The 20,554-nt window shown below is 65.0% G+C and carries 19 protein-coding genes; 11 read left to right on the top strand and 8 right to left on the bottom strand.

The window, feature by feature from the left end; all coding sequences use genetic code 11:
* Window positions 1–3: 3 nt before the first annotated feature.
* From QA642_RS14545 to QA642_RS14515, 7 genes are all read left to right on the top strand, one after another.
* A complete protein-coding gene (locus tag QA642_RS14545; RefSeq protein ID WP_283085267.1) occupies window positions 4–1,362 on the top strand; it encodes a formimidoylglutamate deiminase in 1,359 nt (452 codons plus the stop codon).
* On the top strand, window positions 1,359–2,087 hold the full coding sequence (gene hutC, locus QA642_RS14540; RefSeq protein WP_283085266.1) for a histidine utilization repressor: 729 nt from the start codon (window positions 1,359–1,361) through the stop codon (window positions 2,085–2,087). The genes QA642_RS14545 and hutC overlap by 4 nt, the downstream gene beginning before the upstream one ends.
* A gap of 106 nt (window positions 2,088–2,193) precedes the next feature.
* A complete protein-coding gene (locus QA642_RS14535) occupies window positions 2,194–3,138 on the top strand; it encodes an ABC transporter substrate-binding protein (RefSeq protein ID WP_283085265.1) in 945 nt (314 codons plus the stop codon).
* A 72-nt stretch (window positions 3,139–3,210) separates the two neighbouring features.
* Complete coding sequence (locus QA642_RS14530) at window positions 3,211–3,984, top strand: ABC transporter permease (protein WP_283085264.1); 774 nt, start codon at window positions 3,211–3,213, stop codon at window positions 3,982–3,984.
* Window positions 3,981–4,766: an ABC transporter ATP-binding protein gene (locus tag QA642_RS14525; protein WP_283085263.1), complete on the top strand. Its 786-nt coding sequence runs from the start codon at window positions 3,981–3,983 to the stop codon at window positions 4,764–4,766. Before QA642_RS14530 ends, QA642_RS14525 begins: the two co-directional genes overlap by 4 nt.
* Window positions 4,759–5,991, top strand: coding sequence for a Zn-dependent hydrolase (locus QA642_RS14520; RefSeq protein ID WP_283085262.1), 1,233 nt, complete (start codon window positions 4,759–4,761; stop codon window positions 5,989–5,991). The genes QA642_RS14525 and QA642_RS14520 overlap by 8 nt, the downstream gene beginning before the upstream one ends.
* A gap of 154 nt (window positions 5,992–6,145) precedes the next feature.
* A complete protein-coding gene (locus tag QA642_RS14515; protein WP_283085261.1) occupies window positions 6,146–7,066 on the top strand; it encodes a catalase family peroxidase in 921 nt (306 codons plus the stop codon).
* A 16-nt stretch (window positions 7,067–7,082) separates the two neighbouring features.
* Here QA642_RS14515 and QA642_RS14510 read toward each other — a convergent pair whose 3' ends face one another.
* The 4 genes from QA642_RS14510 to QA642_RS14495 form a co-directional block, all read right to left on the bottom strand.
* Entirely contained in the window at window positions 7,083–8,015 is a 933-nt protein-coding gene (locus QA642_RS14510; protein WP_283085260.1) for an AraC family transcriptional regulator, read from the bottom strand.
* A gap of 263 nt (window positions 8,016–8,278) precedes the next feature.
* A complete protein-coding gene (locus tag QA642_RS14505) occupies window positions 8,279–9,058 on the bottom strand; it encodes a BA14K family protein (protein ID WP_283085259.1) in 780 nt (259 codons plus the stop codon).
* 997 nt (window positions 9,059–10,055) lie between these two features.
* A complete protein-coding gene (locus QA642_RS14500; RefSeq protein WP_283085258.1) occupies window positions 10,056–10,229 on the bottom strand; it encodes a hypothetical protein in 174 nt (57 codons plus the stop codon).
* 175 nt (window positions 10,230–10,404) lie between these two features.
* Window positions 10,405–10,662: a hypothetical protein gene (locus QA642_RS14495; protein WP_283085257.1), complete on the bottom strand. Its 258-nt coding sequence runs from the start codon at window positions 10,660–10,662 to the stop codon at window positions 10,405–10,407.
* 1,496 nt (window positions 10,663–12,158) lie between these two features.
* Here QA642_RS14495 and QA642_RS14485 point away from each other — a divergent pair.
* A complete protein-coding gene (locus QA642_RS14485) occupies window positions 12,159–13,298 on the top strand; it encodes an MFS transporter (protein ID WP_283085256.1) in 1,140 nt (379 codons plus the stop codon).
* A 6-nt stretch (window positions 13,299–13,304) separates the two neighbouring features.
* Here the strand turns inward: QA642_RS14485 and QA642_RS14480 are convergent, their stop codons facing one another.
* Complete coding sequence (locus QA642_RS14480; protein WP_283086889.1) at window positions 13,305–14,294, bottom strand: tripartite tricarboxylate transporter substrate binding protein; 990 nt, start codon at window positions 14,292–14,294, stop codon at window positions 13,305–13,307.
* A gap of 295 nt (window positions 14,295–14,589) precedes the next feature.
* Here QA642_RS14480 and QA642_RS14475 point away from each other — a divergent pair, with 295 nt between their 5' ends.
* The gene (locus tag QA642_RS14475; RefSeq protein ID WP_283085255.1) at window positions 14,590–17,427 is read left to right on the top strand and encodes a winged helix-turn-helix domain-containing protein; all 2,838 of its coding nucleotides are present in this window, start codon (window positions 14,590–14,592) and stop codon (window positions 17,425–17,427) included.
* Window positions 17,428–17,450: 23 nt separating this feature from the next.
* On the opposite strand, the gene QA642_RS14470 is transcribed toward QA642_RS14475, so the two are convergent.
* Entirely contained in the window at window positions 17,451–18,077 is a 627-nt protein-coding gene (locus QA642_RS14470) for a LysR family transcriptional regulator (protein ID WP_283085254.1), read from the bottom strand.
* A gap of 129 nt (window positions 18,078–18,206) precedes the next feature.
* Here QA642_RS14470 and QA642_RS14465 point away from each other — a divergent pair, with 129 nt between their 5' ends.
* Both QA642_RS14465 and QA642_RS14460 read left to right on the top strand, forming a co-directional pair.
* A complete protein-coding gene (locus QA642_RS14465) occupies window positions 18,207–18,599 on the top strand; it encodes a RidA family protein (protein ID WP_283085253.1) in 393 nt (130 codons plus the stop codon).
* A gap of 47 nt (window positions 18,600–18,646) precedes the next feature.
* On the top strand, window positions 18,647–19,333 hold the full coding sequence (locus tag QA642_RS14460; RefSeq protein WP_283085252.1) for an L-2-amino-thiazoline-4-carboxylic acid hydrolase: 687 nt from the start codon (window positions 18,647–18,649) through the stop codon (window positions 19,331–19,333).
* A gap of 105 nt (window positions 19,334–19,438) precedes the next feature.
* Here the strand turns inward: QA642_RS14460 and msrA are convergent, their stop codons facing one another.
* Window positions 19,439–19,954: a peptide-methionine (S)-S-oxide reductase MsrA gene (msrA, locus tag QA642_RS14455; RefSeq protein ID WP_283085251.1), complete on the bottom strand. Its 516-nt coding sequence runs from the start codon at window positions 19,952–19,954 to the stop codon at window positions 19,439–19,441.
* 126 nt (window positions 19,955–20,080) lie between these two features.
* Window positions 20,081–20,503: an OsmC family protein gene (locus QA642_RS14450; RefSeq protein WP_235544734.1), complete on the bottom strand. Its 423-nt coding sequence runs from the start codon at window positions 20,501–20,503 to the stop codon at window positions 20,081–20,083.
* Between the last annotated feature and the right edge of the window lie 51 nt (window positions 20,504–20,554).

Below are 20,554 nucleotides of genomic sequence, written 5' to 3'. Positions count from 1 at the left end.
ATCATGACCCGACTGCATTTCGCCTCCGCGCTCCTGCCCTCGGGCTGGGCCAATGACGTACAGGTGGTGATCACTGCCGGCGCGATCGCGGAGGTGACGCCAGGCGTGCAGCCTGCCGCCGGCGCCGAATGCCACGCCATCGCGCTGCCCGGACTTGCGAGCCTGCACAGCCACGCCTTCCAGCGCGGCATGGCCGGACTTGCGGAACTGCGCGGCGATTCCACCGATACGTTCTGGACCTGGCGCGAGACGATGTATCGCTTCGCGCTGGCGATGACGCCGGATGACGTTACCGCCGTTGCCACGCTGCTTTATGTCGAAATGCTGGAGCAGGGTTTTACCCGCGTCGGCGAATTCCATTATCTGCATCACGATCGCGACGGCTCGCATTACGCCGATATCGGCGAAATGGCCGGGCGTATTGCGCAGGCTGCCGAGGCCTCGGGCATTGGCCTGACGCTGCTGCCGAGTTTTTATGCGCACGGCTCCTTCGGCGGCGCGCCGCCGCATGACGGCCAGCGCCGCTTCATCTGCTCGGTCGATGAGTTCGCAGAGCTCGTGACCGCCTCGCGCAAGGTGATCGCAACATTGCCGGGCGCCAATATCGGCATTGCGCCGCACAGTCTGCGCGCGGTCGCCCCGGACGAGCTCGCGGCGATCATTCCGCTTGCGAACGGCGGGCCGGTGCACATTCACGCCGCCGAGCAGATCAAGGAGGTCGAGGATTGCCTCGCCTGGTCCGGCCGGCGCCCGGTGCAATGGCTGCTGGAGCACGCGCCGCTCGATCAGCGCTGGTGCCTCATTCACGCGACCCACATGACGGATGCGGAAATCACGGCATTCGCGAAGACGGGCGCAGTTGCCGGTCTCTGCCCCATCACCGAAGCGAGCCTCGGCGACGGCATCTTTCCCGTACGCGAATTCCTCGCGGCCGGCGGCGCGTTCGGTGTGGGCACCGACTCCAACGTGCTGGTCGGCGCCGCCGACGAATTGCGCCAGCTCGAATACGGCCAGCGCCTGAAGCATCGCCAGCGCAACGTGCTCTCCAGCGGCGCAGGCCGCTCGACGGGGCGCACGCTGTTCGATCATGCGTTCGCAGACGGCGCGCAGGCGATGGCGCAGGCGATAGTCGGCCTCACGCCCGGCGCGCGCGCCGACATCGTCACGCTCGATACAGCGCATCCGTCGCTGGCCGGCCGCACGCACGACGCAGTCACCGACGGCTGGATCTTTGCCGCCGGCGGCGGCGCGATCGATTGCGTCTGGGCTGGCGGCCACAAAGTCGTCGAAGGCGGTCGGCACCGGCTGCGCCAGGCCGCGCGCGAGCGCTTCAACGCGGCGGTGCGGAGGCTCGTCGCATGAGCCTTGGCACCGATGCGGCCGACAAGCCGACGCTTTACAAGCGTATCCGCGCCGACATCGAGAAGCGGATCCTCACCGGCGAATGGCCGCCCGGTCATCGCATTCCATTCGAGCACGAGCTCGTCGCGCGCTACGGCTGCTCACGCATGACCGTGAACAAGGCGCTATCGGAACTGGCGCAGGCCGATTTGATCGAGCGGCGGCGGCGCGCCGGCTCCTTCGTGCGCCGCCCGCAGCATCAGTCAGCCGTGCTCAAGATCGCCGACATCCGCGCCGAGATCACCGCACTCGGCCGCGCCTACGGATACGAGCTGACCGGCCGCAAACTGCGGGCGGCGACCGCCGCCGACCGCGAGCGTCTTGGCATCAAGAAAGCCGGCAAGGTCGTTGCCATCACCTGCCGCCACAGCGCCGACAAGGTGCCGTTCGCGGTCGAGGACAGGCTGATCGATCTCGCCTCCGTGCCTAGTGCCGCGACCGCGGATTTCTCGCGCGAGCCGCCGGGCTCGTGGCTGCTTCATCATGTCCCATGGACAGAGGCCGAGCATACGATCAGCGCCATCGTTGCGGATGATCGCACGGCGGAAGCGCTCGACATCGCAATCGGCGCGCCCTGTCTCGTGATCGACCGCTATACCTGGCGCAGCGCGCGCACGATCACCGCGGTGCGCCTGCTCTATCCCGGTGACTCTCACCGCCTTGTCGCCCGATTCAAGGGAGGCTGAGAGAACAATGTCGGCACAATTCGTGCAATGCTTCGGGCAACGGTCCATAGCGGCCGACAGAGATCAACAGGACGTCAATCCATCGATCGGCAAGAGGACGACAATCATGCGTAGTTCGACGATTTTTGCGACAATCATTGCCCTTGCGGCCTCCACTCCCGTGCTCGCCGACGACGTCAAGGTCGGCATCGGCATCTCCGGATGGACCGGCTTCGCGCCGCTGACGCTGGCGAAGGAGGCTGGCATCTTCAAGAAGAACGGCCTCGACGTCACCATCAAGAAGATTCCCCAGAAGGATCGCCACCTCGCGATCGCCTCCGGCGACGTGCAGTGCGCGGCGACGACGGTCGAGACCTGGATCTCCTGGAACGCCAACGGCGTCGCCACCAAGCAAATCTTCCAGCTCGACAAGAGCTATGGCGCCGACGGCATGGCCGTGCGCAACGACGTCAGCGCGATCAAGGACCTGAAGGGCAAGACGGTCGCAGCTTCCGCGCCCGGCACCTCGCCCTATTTCGCGCTGGCCTGGATGCTCAAGAAAAATGGCCTCACGGTGAAGGACGTCACCGTCGTGAACCTCGAGCCGGCCGCGGCCGCGCAGGCCTTCGTCTCCGGCCAGAACGACGCCGCCATGACCTATGAGCCGTATCTGTCGACGGTTCGCGCTGCGCCCGACAAGGGCAAGATCATCGCCACGACGCTCGACTACCCGATGGTCATGGACACTTTTGGCTGCACGCCGAAGTTCCTGACGGAGAATCCCAAGGCCGCCAAGGCGCTCGCCGACAGCTATTTCGAGGCGCTCGACATGATCGCCAAGGACCAGGCCAAGGCCTACGAGATCATGGGCGCCGACGTGAAGCAGACCGGCGAACAGTTCGGCAACTCGGCAAAATATCTGCGCTGGCAGGACAAAGCTGCGAACCAGAAATTCTTTGCCGGTGACTTCCTGACCTTCAACAAGGAGGCCGCCGACCTGCTGCTCGAGATCGGCATCATCAAGGCCGCGCCGAAGGTCGAGGATCTCTTCGACGCGAGCTACATCAAGTAAGTCACTTTGGAGCTGCCGGCCCCGTCTCGCGGCGGGGCCGGCAAATCTGTTCACCGCCCGGATAGATCGTCGATGCGTCCCTTGGACCCTGTTACATCGAAGCAGCGTATGGCCTATGGCCTCGCGTTCTTCGTGCTGTTCGTTGCTCTCTGGTCGTGGGCGACGCTCGGCGGCCATGTGTCGAAGACCTTCCTCGCCAACCCGCTGACCATGGTGCAGGAGGGTTATGACCTCCTGGCCAAGCAGGGATTCATCTACGACATCGGCATGACGATCTGGCGCGTCGTCGGCGGCTTCGCGCTCGCGGCGATCATCGCGGTGCCGCTCGGCGTGCTGATGGGCGCCTACAAGCCGGTCGAGGCGTTCCTCGAGCCCTTCGTGTCCTTTGCACGCTATCTGCCCGCCTCCGCCTTCATTCCACTGCTGATCCTGTGGGCTGGCATCGGCGAATTGCAAAAGCTGCTCGTCATCTTCATCGGCTCGGTGTTCCAGGTCATCCTGATGGTCGCCGTGACCGTCGGCGCAACGCGGCGCGATCTGGTCGAGGCGGCCTATACGCTGGGCGCCAGCGATCGCGGCATCATCCGCCGCGTGCTGCTGCCCTCCTCCGCGCCCGAGATCGCGGAGATCCTGCGCCTGGTGCTGGGCTGGGCCTGGACCTACGTCATCGTCGCCGAGCTGATCGGCTCCTCTTCGGGCATCGGCCACATGATCACCGACAGCCAGGCGCTGCTCAACACCGGGCAGATCATCTTCGGCATCATCGTGATCGGACTGATCGGCCTCCTCTCGGACTTCATGTTCAAGGCGTTCAACGCCTGGCTGTTTCCGTGGAGGCTCGCATGACCACACTCAGAATCGAGCAGGTCTCGCGCACCTTCCCCGCACGCCACGGCAATGCGCCGACCAGGGCACTGGAACCGACCGATCTCACCATCGCCAACAACGATTTCGTCACCATCCTCGGCCCCTCCGGCTGCGGCAAGTCCACGCTGCTGCGCATCGTCGCCGGACTCGATCGCCCGACCAGCGGCCGCGTCACGCTTGACGGCCGCGAGGTCACCGGACCCGGCGCCGATCGCGGCATGGTGTTCCAGTCCTACACGCTGTTTCCCTGGCTGACCGTGCGCGAGAACATCGCCTTCGGCCTGCGCGAGCGCGGCGTGCCCGAGGCGGAGCGAAACAAGATCGCGGATGCCTTCATCCGCCAAGTCGGCCTCACCGGCTTCGAGAACCACTGGCCGAAACAGCTCTCGGGCGGCATGCAGCAGCGCACCGCGATCGCGCGTGCGCTTGCGAATGATCCCAAGATTCTCTTGCTCGACGAGCCCTTCGGTGCACTCGACAACCAGACCCGCGCCTTGATGCAGGAGATGCTGCTCGGCATCTGGGAGCGCGACCAGAAGACCGTGCTGTTCGTGACCCACGACATCGAGGAGGCGATCTTCCTCGGCAGCCGCGTCATCGTGATGAGCGCGCGCCCCGGCCGTATCAAGGCCGAGATCAGTGTGGACCTGCCGCATCCGCGCTCCTACAAGATCAAGACCACGCCGGAATTCGTCCAGCTCAAGGAACGGCTGGTCGAGGAGATCCGCACCGAGGCATTGAAGGTTGCCGAACATGCCTGACACCAAGCCGCGCGCCAATGGCGAGCGCGTCCTCGCCGACCTCAATGCGCTCCGCGCCATCGGCGCCTACAAGACCGGCGTGCACAAGCCGACCTTCTCGGAGCCGCACAGGCAATCGCTGGAGTGGCTGATGCAGAAGCTGCCCGACGCCGGTCTTGCCGCAACGATCGACGGCATCGGCAACGTGTTCGGCACCAGCGCCAAGGCTGGACCGAAGCTGCTGGCGGGTTCGCATCTGGAGAGCCAGAACTATGCCGGCTGGCTCGATGGCCCGCTCGGCGTCGTCTATGCGCTCGAAGCCGCGCGCGTGCTCAACGCCGATCCCGCGCTCGGGGGCGCGGTCGAGGTCGCAGCGTGGTGCGACGAAGAAGGCCATTTCGGCAGCTTTCTCGGATCGCGGTCCTATGTGGGACAAGTGACCGAGGCCGAGATCGATGCCGCGCGCGACCGCACCAGCGGCCGCCCCATGCGCGATGCCCTCGCCGACATGGGTCTCGCCGGGCGGGCACGCGTCGCGGCCGAGCCGGGCCGGCACGTCGGATATCTGGAGGCGCATATCGAGCAGGGCGACACGCTCGAAAGCGGCAAGCTCGCGATCGGCGTCGTGACGTCCATCGTCGGCATCTGGCAGTACAAGATCAATTTCATCGGCGAGCAGAACCACGCCGGCACCACGCGCATGGCCGTGCGCAAGGATGCGGGACTGGCGCTCGCCAAATTCTGCCTCGCGATCGACGAGCGCTTTCCGGGCGCATGCGGTCCCCGCACAGTCTGGACCACCGGCCGCATCACGCTCGATCCCGGTGCGCCGAGCATCATCCCGGGCGGCGCCGAGATGTTGTTCCAGATCCGCGACGACAACCCTGCCGTGATCGCGCGGCTGGAGGACCTGCTGCGGACCATGGCCGACGAGGCCAGCGAGAAAGGCCCCTGCACCGTCACCGTGGAGAAAATCCGCACCGGCGCGCCCGCGATGATGAACCCGGGCATTCAGGACGCGATCGAGACCGCGAGCAAGGCTCTTGCTGACGGACGCTCCATCCGCATGCCCAGCGGCGCCGGCCACGATGCGCAGATGCTGGCGACCGTGATGCCCGCAGGCATGCTGTTCGTGCCGTCGATCGGTGGCATCAGTCATCACTGGACCGAGAATACCGCCGACGCCGATATCGTCACCGGCGCGCAGGTGTTCGTCGATTCCTGCCGGCGGATCCTCGGCGGTTAGCCGAGCACCGTCCAGCCGACGCGCGGCAACCATCTCCGCGCGCTCAGCCATGCAGGTGCCTTGAGCAGGATCGTGCCAAGCGCGATCGGTTTGGGAAAGACTCTGGTTTCGCACGAGGCCTAATCTGCGCGCGCCCACGCGAGAAGGCCCCATCATGCCCGAGATCCCCGCCGCAACGCCCGCTGCCATCGTCGATGCCCTGAAGGCGGTCGCCGGCAATCCGCCGAAGGTGCGGGCAAGCTTCGCCAAGGGCTGGTGCGTTCGCGGCACCTACACCCCGTCGGATCACGCGGGAGAGGTCACGCGATCGCAGAGCTTCACGCGGCCATCGCGCGTGCTGGCGCGCTTCTCGGTCGGGGGCGGCAATCCCAATGTGGCCGATACCAACAACCTCGTGCTGCGCGGCTTCAGCTTCAAGCTCGGCGACGAGAAGCATCGATCCGACATTCTCGCCGAGAGCGCGCCGGTGCATTTTGCGCGAACGCTCGACCAGATGCTGGCCTTCCTCGAGGCGCGCGTTCCGGGTGCCGACGGCAAGCCTGATATGGCGAAGGTCAAGGCGTTCTCGGCGGCCAACCCCGAGACGCTCAACCAGGCGAACTACATCGCCGCGCGTCGGCTGCCCGGGAGCCTTGCCGGCACGACCTATTGGGGCGTGCACGCCTTTCCGGCAACGAATGAGCAAGGCGAGACCCGCTTCATCAAGTTCAAGGTTGCCCCGGCCGGCGGCGACATCACGCTGAGCGAGGACGAAGCGAGGGCGAAGCCGGCCGATTTCCTGCGCGACGATCTCGGCACGCGGATCGCGGCAGGCGATGCCCGCTTCAACGTGATGGCGCTGCTCGATCGCCCCGGCGATCCCACCGAGGACGTCACGATACGCTGGCCTGAAGAGGATCATCGCGAAGAGGTACGCCTCGGCACGATCGTGATCACCGGATTCGAGCCGAACGAGGCCTGCGACGCCTCTATCTTCAATCCGGCCAATCTCGCCGACGGCATCGGCCACCCGCCGGACGAGATCTTTGCCGCGCGGCGCGCCGCCTACACCATCTCACTTGCGAAGCGCCGCTAAGCACGCAGGCTCGAGATCACGCCCGGCCGCGCGAGGCACCAAGCGCCTCGCGGCGCCATACCGCCGGGCTGACGCCGACGATCGAGGAGAACACCCGCGTGAAGTGGCTCTGGTTGGCAAAGCCGGCCGAGATGGCGATCTCCGACAGCGGCAGGTCGCGTACGCTCATCAGCTGCTTGGCGGCCTTGACGCGCTGCTGCAGCAGCCATTGGTGCGGCGGCAGGCCGATCGAAATCCGGAACGCACGTGAGAAATGGCTGACCGAAAGGTCGAGCTCGGTCGCGATCTTCTGCAACGAGACCTTGCCGCCGAGGTCGGATTCGAGCCGCTCGCAGGCGCGCTTCGCCTGCCACGGCGCGAGGCCGCCGCGCGCGGAGGCGGACGCGCGCCGAAGCCCGCCATAGGTCTGGGCGACATGGGCGGTCAGGCCGAGCATCATGTGATCGACGAAGAGCTGGTTGGCCTCGTCCGGTCTGCGCAGGCCCTCCTGGAGCGAGGCGCCGATGTGGCGGATAATTCCGTCGTCATGGCCGACGCCGATCTGACAGTCGAGCTCGTCGACGCACGGTGCATTGCACTGCTCGGCGATGCTATCGAGCGCCGAGCGTGGAAGGTAGAAAAACAGCGAGTGGAACGGCTTGTCGATCACGTAGCGCGGATCGCGCTTGAGATCGTAGAGATAGGTCGTCCCGGCGCGGACATCCGCCCGCATGATGCATTTTCCGCGTTCCCAGAGCTCGCAGTCCGGATAGTCGTGCAGCTTCAGGCTGACGAGAAAGGCATCTTCGGCAGTCAGCGAGCCGGATAGGCCACGCACCGGGCGCTCATTGCGGGTTTCGGTGACCGCGAGCGCAGCGCTGCGCAGCGAGCGCGTGACCAGCGAGGGCGGCGCATCCTTCAAACGCAGGAATTGCCCAAGCCTCTGCCCGTAGGCGCCTGCCTGAGTCATCGGAATCGTCCTTCTGTGGAAGCTCAAATGCAGGCCTCAGGGCCCCGCAATTTGCAATTTGCATTATCCGACATTCGCCAATAGCTGTCCACGCTCGCACGCAGCAAGCTCATCACGGATTTTCACAAATGCACGACGCCTGCCGGGGGGCGTCCCGCCGCACCGCCGCGTCCTAGAACGAGGCGCCGCCGAGTGAGGGCGGCTGCATCTCGCTGCCGATAGCGGCGGGTCAGCTAGACTTGTTTCCGAAACACCGCCCGAACTTATGGGCAGGAATGCCGCCGTCCGTCATAGCCCATGTAAGTTCCTGATACCGGATCGTAGCTCTGAAAGTGCTGGCAGCCGGAGCCCCCGCGCGGTTTGTGCTCAACGCGAGCTGGTTCGCCTGGTATAATTGCCGATTTGCTGTTCTCCGCGGACACGTCCGGCTGCACTGCGGTCTGGGCGGGCTTCATGAAGGCGGCGTAGCTGTTTGCCCAGGCGGGCAAGGAGACACCGGGCATCTCTTCCACAGCGGCAGGTTTCTGCTTCATGGAGCGCCGCGCGTCCGCCAGTTCGGTTGCAAGCGCTTCGGCCCTGTCGTGCTCCTGCTGGAGAGACTGCCACAGTACTGCCGTCGCGTTGTCGACCGCTTGGCTGAACTGGTCCGCCTCGCCGTTGCGCATCGACAACAGCTTCCCGACGTACCGCCACGCCTTCACCAGTTCTTTTTCGAGCGCCTCGGCCCTGTCGTGCTCTTGCTGCAGAGACTGCCGCAGTTCGGCTGTCGCGCTGTCGACCGCCTGCTTGAGTTGCGCCGCCTCGTCGTCCCTCGGCAATGGCGTCTGTTGCGCCATGGCCGGCGGGATGATCGTGATGAGCTTTGATGACTCCTGCTGAGTGGCGTATCGCGCCAGATAGGCGACGACTTCGGCGTTGAGACAGAACCCGATGAGCGTCGCCGTGACGAGGGTTGAGGGGATCCAGGAAATTGCAAATCCCCGCCGCGCGCGTGACGCATCGAGGATGACGACGTTCGGTGCGGTCTCAATCGTATGGCGCATGTAAACCACCGCAGGGTCATCAGGCCATTGCTTCACTTCGACAGAAGCCTAATCCCACCCGTTGTGAGCCTCAAGCTACTCTTTTTGGTGATAGTTCCGGCTGCATGCACGCAACTCGCTAGGGCTACGAGACGGCTGTGCCGGCCCCTTGAAACCGAGCATGCGCACGGTCCATGCCTCGCAGCCAGCCGGTCGGCTTGCATGCGTGCTTCCGCCGCCTGCCGCCGCGTCGGCATCGTTGGTTAGGTTCGGCGCCCACGCCGCGCCGATTACTGCAACATGCCCAGCCGGATACACTATGCATCCACGGCTCAATCTCTGCGTCACGGCGCCGACCTGCGCTGAAGGAGCGACATTGCACCCGCGCCTTCATCTTTGTGTCGCGACGCCAACATGTGAGCTGGGATCGACTTGGCACCCGCGCTTACACCGCTGCGTCGCAACTTGAACTCACGCACCCTGTCGCGACGACGGCCCCGGCCTGGCAGGGGACATGCTGCTGAAGGTGTAGGCCGGGGCCGCGACTGGAGGTGCTTGGTCGGTTGCACCAAGCGATACTGAGGCTACTCCCCGACCGAAGGGCCGCTCTGTTCGTTTTCGCAATGTTCCCGGCAGGAACAACGGTCACCGCGCTGCGCACCCGCACTCACGTTTGTTATAGCGGGAACTGGAAGCAGCGGGAAAGCTCGGCAAACCGGGGCTGGCTCATAGTTCACGTAATTTGTTTCACCCGGTTTTTTTGACCACGGCGCGGGCCGCAGCGATTGAGTTCGCTGCGGCCTTCGTCATTGAGCACCGGCCATGCGCGCTGCGCTGCGCGAGCGCGTCCGTTCGCGCCGTCTAGCAAAGCCCAGAAGGCCAATAGCCCCGTTCAAGCAGACCATGATCCCGCCGAGCGTCATCGCGGAGTGAAGCTCCATCTTACGTGGGCTAAACCTCAAATTCGTTACCTTACGCGGCCCAACGGGAAACTCTGGCAAATCGGACGCGCGGATGATCAACCAATGATCCAGCTTATTGCGAGGAGCGCACCCCGGCCTAAAATGTAGAGCCAGCCAGCCATCGCAACCAGAACGCTTGCGCCGAAAGCCACGTTAATGGCGATGTCTTCGGTCGCTTTTTGAGGAGTATCCGCTGCCGCCTCGATATCAACGCGCTCCATGACGTCCATGCGCCCTTACTCCACGTAGATCGGGAAAAAGCGGCAACAGGGCAAGCTTGCCTTGCGTTCCCAGCCTCTCTTGCGTTCTTTTCGAGGCGACAGGCTGCGACCGGCTCGCACGTGAGCGAGTGGCTACGATCCTCAGAGCTACATCCGCCAAAATGAATTGTCGAAACGCAGTGGCCTACTTTGGTTTTGCGTCAGGTTCAGTGATGCTGCGCGTGGCTAATTTGTCCGGCTGCATGCTCTTACGGATCGCATCTAATGCGCTTCGCGCGTGTTGTGCGGCTTCCATGTTGGCGGCTTTTTCAATTTCTTCCAGGGCCCACACCAAGAGCTGCATGGCAGTCTGCGCGTGGGGATTGGAAGGATCGGTCATGCTGACGGTGTGCACTGGATTGTAACTTGGGTCGTCCTTTGCGCGCGCATAGAGGACATGCACTGAGCAAGGGTCCCTGCCAAAGTGAACAGTTCACACGGCTAGAGCATGGGTCGAACGGCCCCAAGCCCATCTCCAGGGCTGGCAGGTGACGAGCCGGGGCCGCCAGCGCATGCTAATGCATGCGCTGGCAATAATCTCGGCCATGGGACTTCTCTTCGTCTGTACGAAATGAACCGGATTGCAGATTAAATTCGAGGCGACTGGCTTAGAGGAAAGACGGCTCCGGTTGACCCGGGGGGGAACCCGAAGCCGCCCCGCCAACCCTTCAGGCCAGCCCGCGTGAAGGGCCAACGAGCAATCAAATTTCACCGCCGCTGTGTTGTTCCTGCTGGTCCGTGGGCAGTCGTGAGACCTAATCATTTGAAGCAAGTTGGGCGCGATCAGAACAAAGGTGATCGCGAAGCGTTTATGCCGCACAACTCAAACCGGAGGTTGTCATGGTCAAGAACGCATTTTTCGCTCTCAGCGTCGCAGCGGCGCTTGCCCTGGCGCCTAGTGCAGCGTCCGCCCAACGCGGCTTTCATGGAGGATGGCACGGCGGCGGTTGGCATGGCGGCGGTTGGGGAGGCGGTTGGCGCGCCGGCGGATGGGGAGCACCAGCTGTGGGCATAGGTCTCGGCCTTGGGCTTGCCAGCGCGGCAGCTTGGGGACCTGGCTGGGGGTGGGGAGGACCTGTTTGGGGACCCGGCTGGGGAGCGCCAGGTTGGAGTTACGCAGCGTATGGCGGTTGCACGCGATGGCGTCGCGTCTGGACTGGCTGGGGTTGGAGGCTCAGGCCAGTGAACGTGTGTTGGTGAGACGCGTGATCGACCGGGCGGGTGGATCGGTCGACTAGCTCGTTATTCGAGCAGGTCTTGGCCGGGAGACAGCAGCCGGACATAGGTGCCGCTCTCGTGCATTCGAGCCAGCCCTGCTCGATGGCGTACTCGATGCCCGCGCCTAACTCCGGCCCGGTGGCCTTGAGCGTGTAGAGGAACGGCGCGTTGAGCTTCTCTCGATGTGGATGCGACCGTCTTGGACCGGCGGAATGCTGGCAGCGAGTTCGATCAGCTTGCGCGCGGCTGCCTCCGGTGTTGCCGTAGAAACTTACAGGCGAGACGAACCTGACAGCGCCGTCCGTCCGTACGAAGCCTCGGGCTCACGGAGAGCAATCCGCCCTGCCCGCACCTCTCGCGCCCGGCGCTGCCGCGTCCACCGCAAGCCCGCCTCGCGACCATGACGACCACATGATCGCCCTCAAGGATGAGTCGGGATGGTCGACAAATACGATAAATCAGAATTTCGGTAAAACGCAATATTTTAGTCGTAAGGAGTTGGCGGGCGGCGACACAGCGATCAGGACAATGACCCGGCGGTCTGGCCCAGACCCGCGCAGAGACAGCCGGCAACAATTGCCCGGTCGCGACAATTCCACCGCTCTCCCCGACATAAAGTCGCGGCAATCATCAGGCTTGTCGAGTGCACCTCCTCTGCCTCCTTCCTCTTCCGGAGTTCCCATGCATTCTGCCGATCGGCCGGCGACCCGTCTTGCGACGCGGCTCGCCTTTCTCGTCGCCGGCTTCGGCATCGCCTGCTGGGCCCCGCTGGTGCCGTTCGCGAAGGCGCGGCTCGCCGTCGACGACGGCGTGCTCGGACTGCTGCTGCTCAGCCTCGGCATCGGCTCGGTGCTCGCCATGCTGCTGACCGGCGTCATGAGCGCGCGCTATGGCAGCCGGCCGATCATCATCGCGGGCGGACTGGGCCTTGCGCTGATCCTGCCGCTGCTGGCGGTCGCGAGCACGCCGGCAACGCTGGCTCTGGCGCTGTTCGCCTTCGGCGCCGCGCTCGGCTCCATCGACGTTGCCATGAACATCCACGCGGTCGAGGTGGAGCGCGACGCAGGCCGGCCGCTGATGTCCGGCTTCCACGCGCTGTTCAGCATCGGCGGCTTTGCCGGATCGGCGCTAATGACCGCGCTGCTCTCGCTGCAACTCTCCGCGCTCGCATGCACGCTGGTCTGCTCCGCCCTGATGCTGATCGCGATGCTGGTCGCCTGGCCGCGTTTGCTTCGCTCCGTGCAGGTGCAGGAGGGACCGCTGTTCGTGCTGCCGCACGGCTCGGTGCTGCTGCTGGCGCTGCTCGGCGCCATCACCTTCCTGGTCGAAGGCGCGATGCTCGACTGGGGCGCGCTGCTCGTGATCGGCGCGGGCCTCGTCTCCGAAGCGCAAGGCGGGATCGGCTATATCGTGTTCTCGATCGCGATGACGATGGGGCGGCTCGGCGGCGACGCCGTCGTCGCGCGCGTCGGAGATCGCGCGACATTGCTCTGGGGCAGCCTCATTGCAATCGCCGGTTTCGTCGTCCTGCTCACGGCGCCGCTTGCGGCGATTGCGATCGCCGGCTTCCTGCTGATCGGCCTCGGCGCGTCGAACCTCGTGCCGGTGCTGTTCCGCCGGGCGGCGCGGCAGACGGTGATGCCGACGGGGCTTGCGGTGGCGGCGATCACCACCGCGGGCTATGCCGGCATCCTCGTCGGCCCGGCCGGCGTCGGCTTCCTCGCGCGTGTCGGGGGATTGCCTCTGGCGTTCTGGCTGCTCGCCGCGCTGATGGGTCTCGTCACGCTGTCGGCGCGCATCGTCACGCGCGCCGCTGCGTGAGCCCGCTCAAAATCTCTGCAGTCCGATCGATTTGATCATGGACGCCAGGCTCGCCGCAGTCGCCTCGACGAGGCGCTGGAATTCGACCGGGTTCGAGGCGCTGTCCGGCTCCATGCCCTCGGCACGGTAATTGGCCTGCATCGCCCTGTCGGCCATGGCAAGGCGCGTCGCCTGCGCAATCCGGTCGATGATCGCATCGTCGGTCTGCCGGGGCGCGAACAGGCCGAACCAGCCGTCATAGCGCAGGCCCGGCATGCCGGATTCGATGGCGGTCGGGATATCGGGGGCCACGCTCAGCCGCTTTTCGGTGGCGACCGCGAGCATCCGGATCTTACCGGCCTCGCTCCACTGCTGCAGTTGCACCGACATCACTGCAATGATGAGCGGGATCTGGCCGGCGAGGAGGTCGTTGCTGGCCTGCGCGATGCCCCGATACGGGACATGGACGATGTCCAGACCGCCCGCCTGCAGCTTGAAGGCTTCGCCGACGAGGTGATTTCCGCTGCCGATGCCGGGCGTCCCGTAGGACAGCTTTCCCGGATTGGCTTTCGCGTAGGCAACCAGTTCGGGCAGGTCTTTGACGGGCAGCGACGGATGGACGGCGAAAACCAGCGCGCTGGTGATGAGGCGGTAGATGGCGCGGAAATCGTCCATTGCATAGGACGGATTTTGCGCGAGCAGCGGAATAGCCGCCTGCGTGCTGTCGTTTCCGAGCAGCAACGAGTAGCCGTCGGGCTTCTCGCGCGCGACTGCCGTTGTCCCGATCGCGCCGCCCGCACCGGTGATGTTCTCGATGAAGACGGGTCCGAGCAGCGACGACATCTTCTCCGCCCAGGGACGCCCGATCTGATCGCCTGATCCGCCCGCCCCGTACGGGATCACCAGGCGAATCGGACGCGACGGATAGTCGGCGGTTCGTCCACTGCGCGGAATCGCCGCAAGCGCCGCTGCGCCCGGCAATGCATGGACGATCTGTCGCCGCGAGAAGGAGGGCATGTTCGAGTCCGGGAGTCGGTTGTCACTGTCGAGGCGGGCCGGCTCCCGAACCATTCCATCACAGCAATGAATCACCGCCGTCAATGCTCCCTCTGGATTAGTCGGCGGCGTCATCGCCCCGTCATATTCGCTTAACCCGTTCCTTTTCAAGCAGGATTCCCGGTGACGGCTGACCCAAGCGGTGCACGCGGGGCTGCCAGCCCTGCCCCACTGCTTTCGGCCAGTTTACTGTACGTCTCGTTCTGATAGAGCAGAAAGTCATACCTTTTGACTCCCGTTGCGGGGGCCATGGCGCGTGCCAGATCGTAGCGAAGACTCGGCCATTTCCTTCGGGCCATTTCGACTGTTTCCGAAGTCCCGGCTCTTGGAAAAAGAGGGCTCGCCTCTGCATGTCGGCGGCCGCGCGCTCGATATTCTCATTTTTCTGGCCGAGCGCCCCGGCGAGGTCATCGACAAGCGCGAGCTGGTCAAACGGATCTGGGCCGACGTCAATGTCGACGAGGGCAGCCTGCGCTTCCATGTCGCAGCACTTCGCAAGGCGCTCGGCGATACCGGCAAGTCGGCCCGCTATGTCGTCAACGTGCCCGGGCGCGGCTATTGCTTCGTCGCCTCGTTCGCCCAGGCGACGGCGCCGGCCGCGCAGCCCACCGTCGACATCCTGCCGCCCCGCTCCCTCCCCGCGCCGCTCTCGAAGATGGTGGGGCGGGAGGAGATCGTCGAGAAGATATCGAACGGCCTTTCGCTCCACCGCTTCATGACCGTGGTCGGTCCCGGCGGCATCGGCAAGACCGCCGTCGCCGTCACTGTCGGGAACCGCCGCTCGGCGGATTTTGGCGGACGCGTCTTCTTCGTCGATTTCGGTCCGCTCCGCGATGCCAGCCACGTCGCGACCACCATCGCCTCCGCGCTTGGCCTCACCATCAGCGCGGAGGATCCGACGCCGGCGCTGCTGACCTTCCTGAAGACCGGCCCCGCCTTGCTGATCTTCGACAGCTGCGAGCATGTGCTGGATGCGCTCGCCCCGCTGGTCGAGCGCATCGTTCGCGATGTGCCGCAGCTTCGCGTGCTCGCCACCAGCCGCGAATCGTTCCGCAGCGAAGGGGAGCGCATCTTCCGGCTGTTCCCGCTGGATTGCCCACCCGAGCGCGAGGGCCTCGGCGTTGACGAGGTACTCGCCTATCCCGCGGCGCAGCTCTTCGTCGAGCGCATTGCGCAGAGCTCGGGTCCGTTCCAGCTCAGCGCGGAAGAGGCGCCGCTTGTGGCCAGCATCTGCCGGCGCCTCGACGGCATTGCGCTCGCGATCGAGCTCGCGGCGGGCCGCGTCAACGCCTATGGCATCGCCGGCACAGCATCGCTGCTCGACAGCCGCTTTTCGCTGCAATGGCGTGGGCGGCGCACCGCCGTGCCGCGACACCAGACCCTCGCCGCAGCGCTCGACTGGAGCTACGACCTGCTGCCTCCCGCCGAGAGCGCCACCTTGCGCCGACTCTCGGTCTTCGCCGGCCCCTTCGCGCCGGAAGCAGCCGCGGCGGTCGCATCCGGCGACGGCCTCAGCGCCTCGGAGACGTTGGAGGCGATCGACAGTCTCGTCACCAAATCGCTGATCTCGCCATCCGGCTCACGGTTGCTGCGCTATCGCCTGCTCGACACCACGCGCACCTACGCGCAGGGAAAGCTCGCCGAGCTCGGCGAAACCAAGCAGTTCGCGCGGCGCCATGCCGAGCACTTTCGCGATTTCTTCCAGCGCGCCGAGGCCGACTCGTCGACGCCGTTGCCGGAATGGCTTGGTATCTATGGCGCCGAGCTGGACAATGTGCGCGCGGCGCTGGACTGGGCCTTCGCGCCCGACGGTGACGTTGCGCTGGGAATCGCGTTGACCGCAGCCGCCGTCACGATGTGGGTGCGCCTGTCGCTGTTCGCCGAATGCCGCGAGCGCGCGCGAACGGCGCTCACGGCGCTCGGAGATGCCGGCGACGAGCGTATCCGCATGCAGCTTCTGTCCGCGCTCGGCTGGTCGCTGATGTATGGCGAGGGCCGCGCCCGCGAGGCGCGTCCGATCCTGGAGACGACGCTGGAGCTCGCCGACCGGCTCGACGACAAGGACTTTCGCCTGCGCGCGCTGTGGGGCTTGTGCATCGACCAGTTCAACAACGGACAGTTCGGCAAGGCCCGCGCGCTGGCCGATCGGTTTGCGAATGCCGCAGCGAACTCGCCCGACAGGACCGATGTGATGCTGGGTGACCGGCTGATGGCCGTGGCGCTGCACTATCTCGGCGACCAGAACGAGGCGCGCGCCTGCATCGACCGCGTGAACGCATCACTGCATGTGCTGGCGGAGAAGCCAAAGATCTTCCCGCTCGACCTGCGAATATCCACGCAATATTTCCGCGCCCGCATCCTGTGGCTGCAGGGCCTCGCCGATCAGGCCCAGGCGCTCGCCGCCAGAAACATCGAGGAGGGTCGTGCCAACGGCCACGCGCTGACCTTCTGCAGCGTGCTGGGGCAAGCCACCTGCCCGATCGCTTTCTGGGCCGGCGATTTCGAGGCCGCGGAGCGCCACGGCGCCGAGCTCGTCGAACACACCGAGCGCCACGCCATCCGGCTGTGGGGGCTGTGGGCGCGGGCCTTCAACGCGGCGGTGCTGGCGAGGCGCGGCGATATCGCGACGGGCCTGCCGCTCTTGCGCGAAGAACTCAATCGCGCCGGCGATGCGCGCTTTCTGCCGCGCTTTCTCCCGCTGCTCGGCGAGCTCGCCGCGTGCTTTCTGGAGGCCGACCAGATCGACCGCGGCCTCGACGTGATCGAGGACGCTCTGACCCGCTGCAACGACCGGCAGGAGCTCTGGTATCTGCCGGAGCTGATCCGCATCGAGGGCGAATTGATGCTGAGGAGCCCGCGGCACGCGGGCGACGCCGAGGCGCGCTTTCGCGAAGCCATCGACATTGCAGGGCGACAGGGCGCGCGGTTCTGGGAGCTGCGCTGTGCAACCAGCCTCGCACGATTCATGATCAGCGCAGGCCGATCCACCGAAGCCCTGCCGGCTCTGGAGAACGTCTGCGCCGCGTTTGCCGAAGGCCTGGAGATCGCCGACATGCGCATCGCGCGCGACCTGATCGCGCAATTGCGGAGCTGACGGCGCCTCAGGCGACGGCCGCCTCAACTTCCGACGCCGCCGACCAGTCGAGGACGGCGGTTCGTGTGCGGGTTCTCCGCAATCGCAGCGCGCAGCCACGCGCGAAAACTGACGATTTCAGGACAATCCGCGGTGCCTTCGGGCGCGATCAGCCAGTCACCCGGCCCGGATCCCTCATTGACGCGATCGCAGCGATAGCCCGGGTGGTGACCGACACCGCGGGCGATCAAGAGGTCGACCTTGCCCTCAACCAGCTCGTGCAGGCCGGCGGGCTGCAGCACGCGCAGGCCGATGTCGGCATGCCCGCTGCGGAACGCCGCCAGATCGAGCCGGCGCAGGTCGAAGCTGGCATGGACGCCCAATTGCAGCAGCACTGCACCTGACGGCTTCAATTGCGCGGTTGCGTCCGCGATGTGGCGGAAGCCTTCGGACACCCCTGGCAGATAGGCCTGGCCTGCGGCGGTGAGGATGAGCTGCTTGTGCAGCCGCTCGAACAGCTGCACGCCGAGGCGTGCCTCCAGCGCTTTCACCTGCTGCCCCACGGCGGCAGGCGTCACATGCAGCTCATGGGCGGCCAGCTTGAAGCTGAGATGCCGCGCGGCGGCTTCGAAAGCGCGGAGCGCGTTGAGTGGTGGAAGGGCGTAGGTCATCGCACAGCAAGTTTGACACTGATGAGCCGCAGTCTTGCAATAGATTTTCTTGCGCTCAGCCGCAGCAATGATGCTTTGCGCCGCGGCGATGTCGCTGGATACGGTCGGGGCGCAATTTGGAGAAGCCCAATGCCCCGACCTCATATCGTCAACCACAATCCCGCAACGGTCCATCCTCCCGCCGGCGGCTACTGCATGGGACTTGAACTGACGCAGCATCGCCGCCTGCTGTTCATCAGCGGCCAGGTGCCCGAGAGACCCGACGGCTCCGTGCCTGAGGGGTTCGAGGCGCAATGCGAGCAGGCCTGGCGCAATGTCAAGGCGGTGCTCGCCGCCGCCGGCCTTGGCGTCGATCATCTGGTCAAGGTCACCACGTTCCTGACCGACCGGGCTCAGCTCGTGAGCAACCGGACCATTCGCCGCGCGATGCTCGGCGACCATCAGCCCGCGCTGACGGTCATGGTCGCCCAGACCGTCAACAGCAAATGGCTGCTGGAGATCGAGGCGATCGCGGCGGAATGAAACCGGGTTCGCCGCCTTTGCGATAAGCCAATTTTGTCAGGTGTCCAATGACTGAGACCATCCATCCCTTTTACGCGCAGCATCGCGATGCCATGGAGGCCGCCATGCGCGATCGACTCGACCTTGCCGAAGCGATGCTGCGCGAACGCGCGCATGTCTCCGATATCCACGCGATCAGGCAGGAGGTGATGAACGAATTCGAGATCGTGCTCACCCAGATGCCCTATGTCGGCGGCGCCACGAGCCGCATGAGCGACTTCTTCATGCGCCTCATGGGTTTCATGGCGATCAGCCGGGTGCTGCGGCGGCATGGCGTGCCGCTGCCCGTGATCGGCGAGATCGAGCGGGAAACCTACAAGGCGCAATTGCTCACCGTGCCTGAAGCGGAACGTCTCGCTTCGGGGCGCCAATTCATGTCGTCAGAGAACCAGGCCTTGCTGCGCGAGCAGGCTGCAAGAAGCGCGAGCGCAAGCCACCAGGACGCGTTTCCGGAAGATTTCGTCTACGATTTCGTCGAACCGGGCCCGGGTGACGACTTCGAGTTCGGCATCAACTACAAGGCCTGCGGCTTCTGCAAATTTGCCGCTCGCCATGGCGACAAGGACATCCTGCCGAACATTTGCGGGCTTGATTTCGATGCCTATGCCACGCGAGGCATCCGCCTGGAACGGACGCAAACCCTGGCCGGCGGCGCGAGCCACTGCAATTTCCGCTTCTCGCGCCTGCCGGACTAAAGCGCGATGAGATCAGGATACATCATCATCGCGCTTTAGCTCTTTATTTGCGCATGATCTTTTCGGAAAACCGTTACACACTTTTCCGGATCATGCGTTCTAGATCTAGCCGCCCACGGCAGCCGCGCGCCGCGGCAGCTTCCAGTTGGGCCGGATGAAGTGGCAGGTGTAGCCGTCGGGATAACGTTCGAGATAATCCTGGTGCTCCGGCTCGGCCTCCCAGAACTCGCGCGCCGGCGCGACCTCGGTGACCACCTTGCCAGGCCACAGGCCCGACGCCTCGACGTCGGCGATGGTGTCTTCGGCGACCCGCTTCTGCTCGTCGCTGGTGTAGAAGATCGCCGAGCGGTAGCTCGTGCCGAGATCGTTGCCCTGACGGTTGAGCGTGGTGGGATCGTGGATCTGGAAGAAGAACTCCAGCATGGTCCGGAAGCTGGTCTTGGCTGGATCGAAGATGATCTCGATCGCTTCGGCGTGGCCTTCGTGATTGCGATAGGTGGCGTTCCTGACGTGCCCACCGGTGTAGCCAACGCGGGTCGAGATCACGCCCGGCTGCTTGCGGATCAGATCCTGCATGCCCCAGAAACAGCCCCCGGCCAAAACTGCGCGCTCCGTCGTCATCTGTCCGCTCCCGATTGATCGCCCTGCGTCCGTGTTATCATATGCATTCGGCTACCCGTCCGAAAGGCGGGCATTTCACCTATGTCCACCCGGTTCCTCAGAGCCGGATGGACATTGAGCTCGTCTCTAGCCGAGCTTGGCGTCGAGCGTGATGGCGGCGTTGAGCACTTTCGATACCGGACAGTTCTTCTCGGCCTCGCCAGCGATCTTGGCAAAGCCCGCCTCATCCAGATTCGGCACCTTGGCACGCAAGGTGAGCGCAGATTTGCTGATCTTGAAACCCTTGCCTTCCGGCTCGAGCGTGACGGCGGCTTCCGTCGAGAGCTCGTCCGGCGTGAAGCCGGCCATCTGGAGGCCGAAGGCCAGCGCCATGGTGAAGCAGCCGGCATGGGCCGCCGCGATCAATTCCTCGGGATTGGTGCCCTTCTCGTTCTCGAAGCGGGTCTTGAACGAATAGGGCGTATCGGTGAGCACGCCGGATTCGCTCGAGAGATGGCCGGTACCGTCGCGACCGGTGCCCTTCCAAACTGCTTTTGCCTTGCGGATCATCTCGGTTCTCCTTGTTTGTTTCAAGCACCGGCGCTCCGTACCGGTGGAAGG

It is taken from the genome of Bradyrhizobium sp. CB2312 (assembly GCF_029714425.1).
Taxonomy (GTDB): domain Bacteria; phylum Pseudomonadota; class Alphaproteobacteria; order Rhizobiales; family Xanthobacteraceae; genus Bradyrhizobium.
This window is presented reverse-complemented; position numbering and strand designations above follow the sequence as displayed.

Coding starts and splice junctions, on each gene's coding strand:
- QA642_RS14545 (WP_283085267.1), top strand. CDS start 4: ATGACCCGACTGCATTTCGCCTCCGCGCTCCTGCCCTCGGGCTGGGCC.
- hutC (WP_283085266.1), top strand. CDS start 1,359: ATGAGCCTTGGCACCGATGCGGCCGACAAGCCGACGCTTTACAAGCGT.
- QA642_RS14535 (WP_283085265.1), top strand. CDS start 2,194: ATGCGTAGTTCGACGATTTTTGCGACAATCATTGCCCTTGCGGCCTCC.
- QA642_RS14530 (WP_283085264.1), top strand. CDS start 3,211: ATGCGTCCCTTGGACCCTGTTACATCGAAGCAGCGTATGGCCTATGGC.
- QA642_RS14525 (WP_283085263.1), top strand. CDS start 3,981: ATGACCACACTCAGAATCGAGCAGGTCTCGCGCACCTTCCCCGCACGC.
- QA642_RS14520 (WP_283085262.1), top strand. CDS start 4,759: ATGCCTGACACCAAGCCGCGCGCCAATGGCGAGCGCGTCCTCGCCGAC.
- QA642_RS14515 (WP_283085261.1), top strand. CDS start 6,146: ATGCCCGAGATCCCCGCCGCAACGCCCGCTGCCATCGTCGATGCCCTG.
- QA642_RS14510 (WP_283085260.1), bottom strand. CDS start 8,015: ATGACTCAGGCAGGCGCCTACGGGCAGAGGCTTGGGCAATTCCTGCGT.
- QA642_RS14505 (WP_283085259.1), bottom strand. CDS start 9,058: ATGCGCCATACGATTGAGACCGCACCGAACGTCGTCATCCTCGATGCG.
- QA642_RS14500 (WP_283085258.1), bottom strand. CDS start 10,229: ATGGACGTCATGGAGCGCGTTGATATCGAGGCGGCAGCGGATACTCCT.
- QA642_RS14485 (WP_283085256.1), top strand. CDS start 12,159: ATGCATTCTGCCGATCGGCCGGCGACCCGTCTTGCGACGCGGCTCGCC.
- QA642_RS14480 (WP_283086889.1), bottom strand. CDS start 14,294: ATGCCCTCCTTCTCGCGGCGACAGATCGTCCATGCATTGCCGGGCGCA.
- QA642_RS14470 (WP_283085254.1), bottom strand. CDS start 18,077: ATGACCTACGCCCTTCCACCACTCAACGCGCTCCGCGCTTTCGAAGCC.
- QA642_RS14465 (WP_283085253.1), top strand. CDS start 18,207: ATGCCCCGACCTCATATCGTCAACCACAATCCCGCAACGGTCCATCCT.
- QA642_RS14460 (WP_283085252.1), top strand. CDS start 18,647: ATGACTGAGACCATCCATCCCTTTTACGCGCAGCATCGCGATGCCATG.
- msrA (WP_283085251.1), bottom strand. CDS start 19,954: ATGACGACGGAGCGCGCAGTTTTGGCCGGGGGCTGTTTCTGGGGCATG.
- QA642_RS14450 (WP_235544734.1), bottom strand. CDS start 20,503: ATGATCCGCAAGGCAAAAGCAGTTTGGAAGGGCACCGGTCGCGACGGT.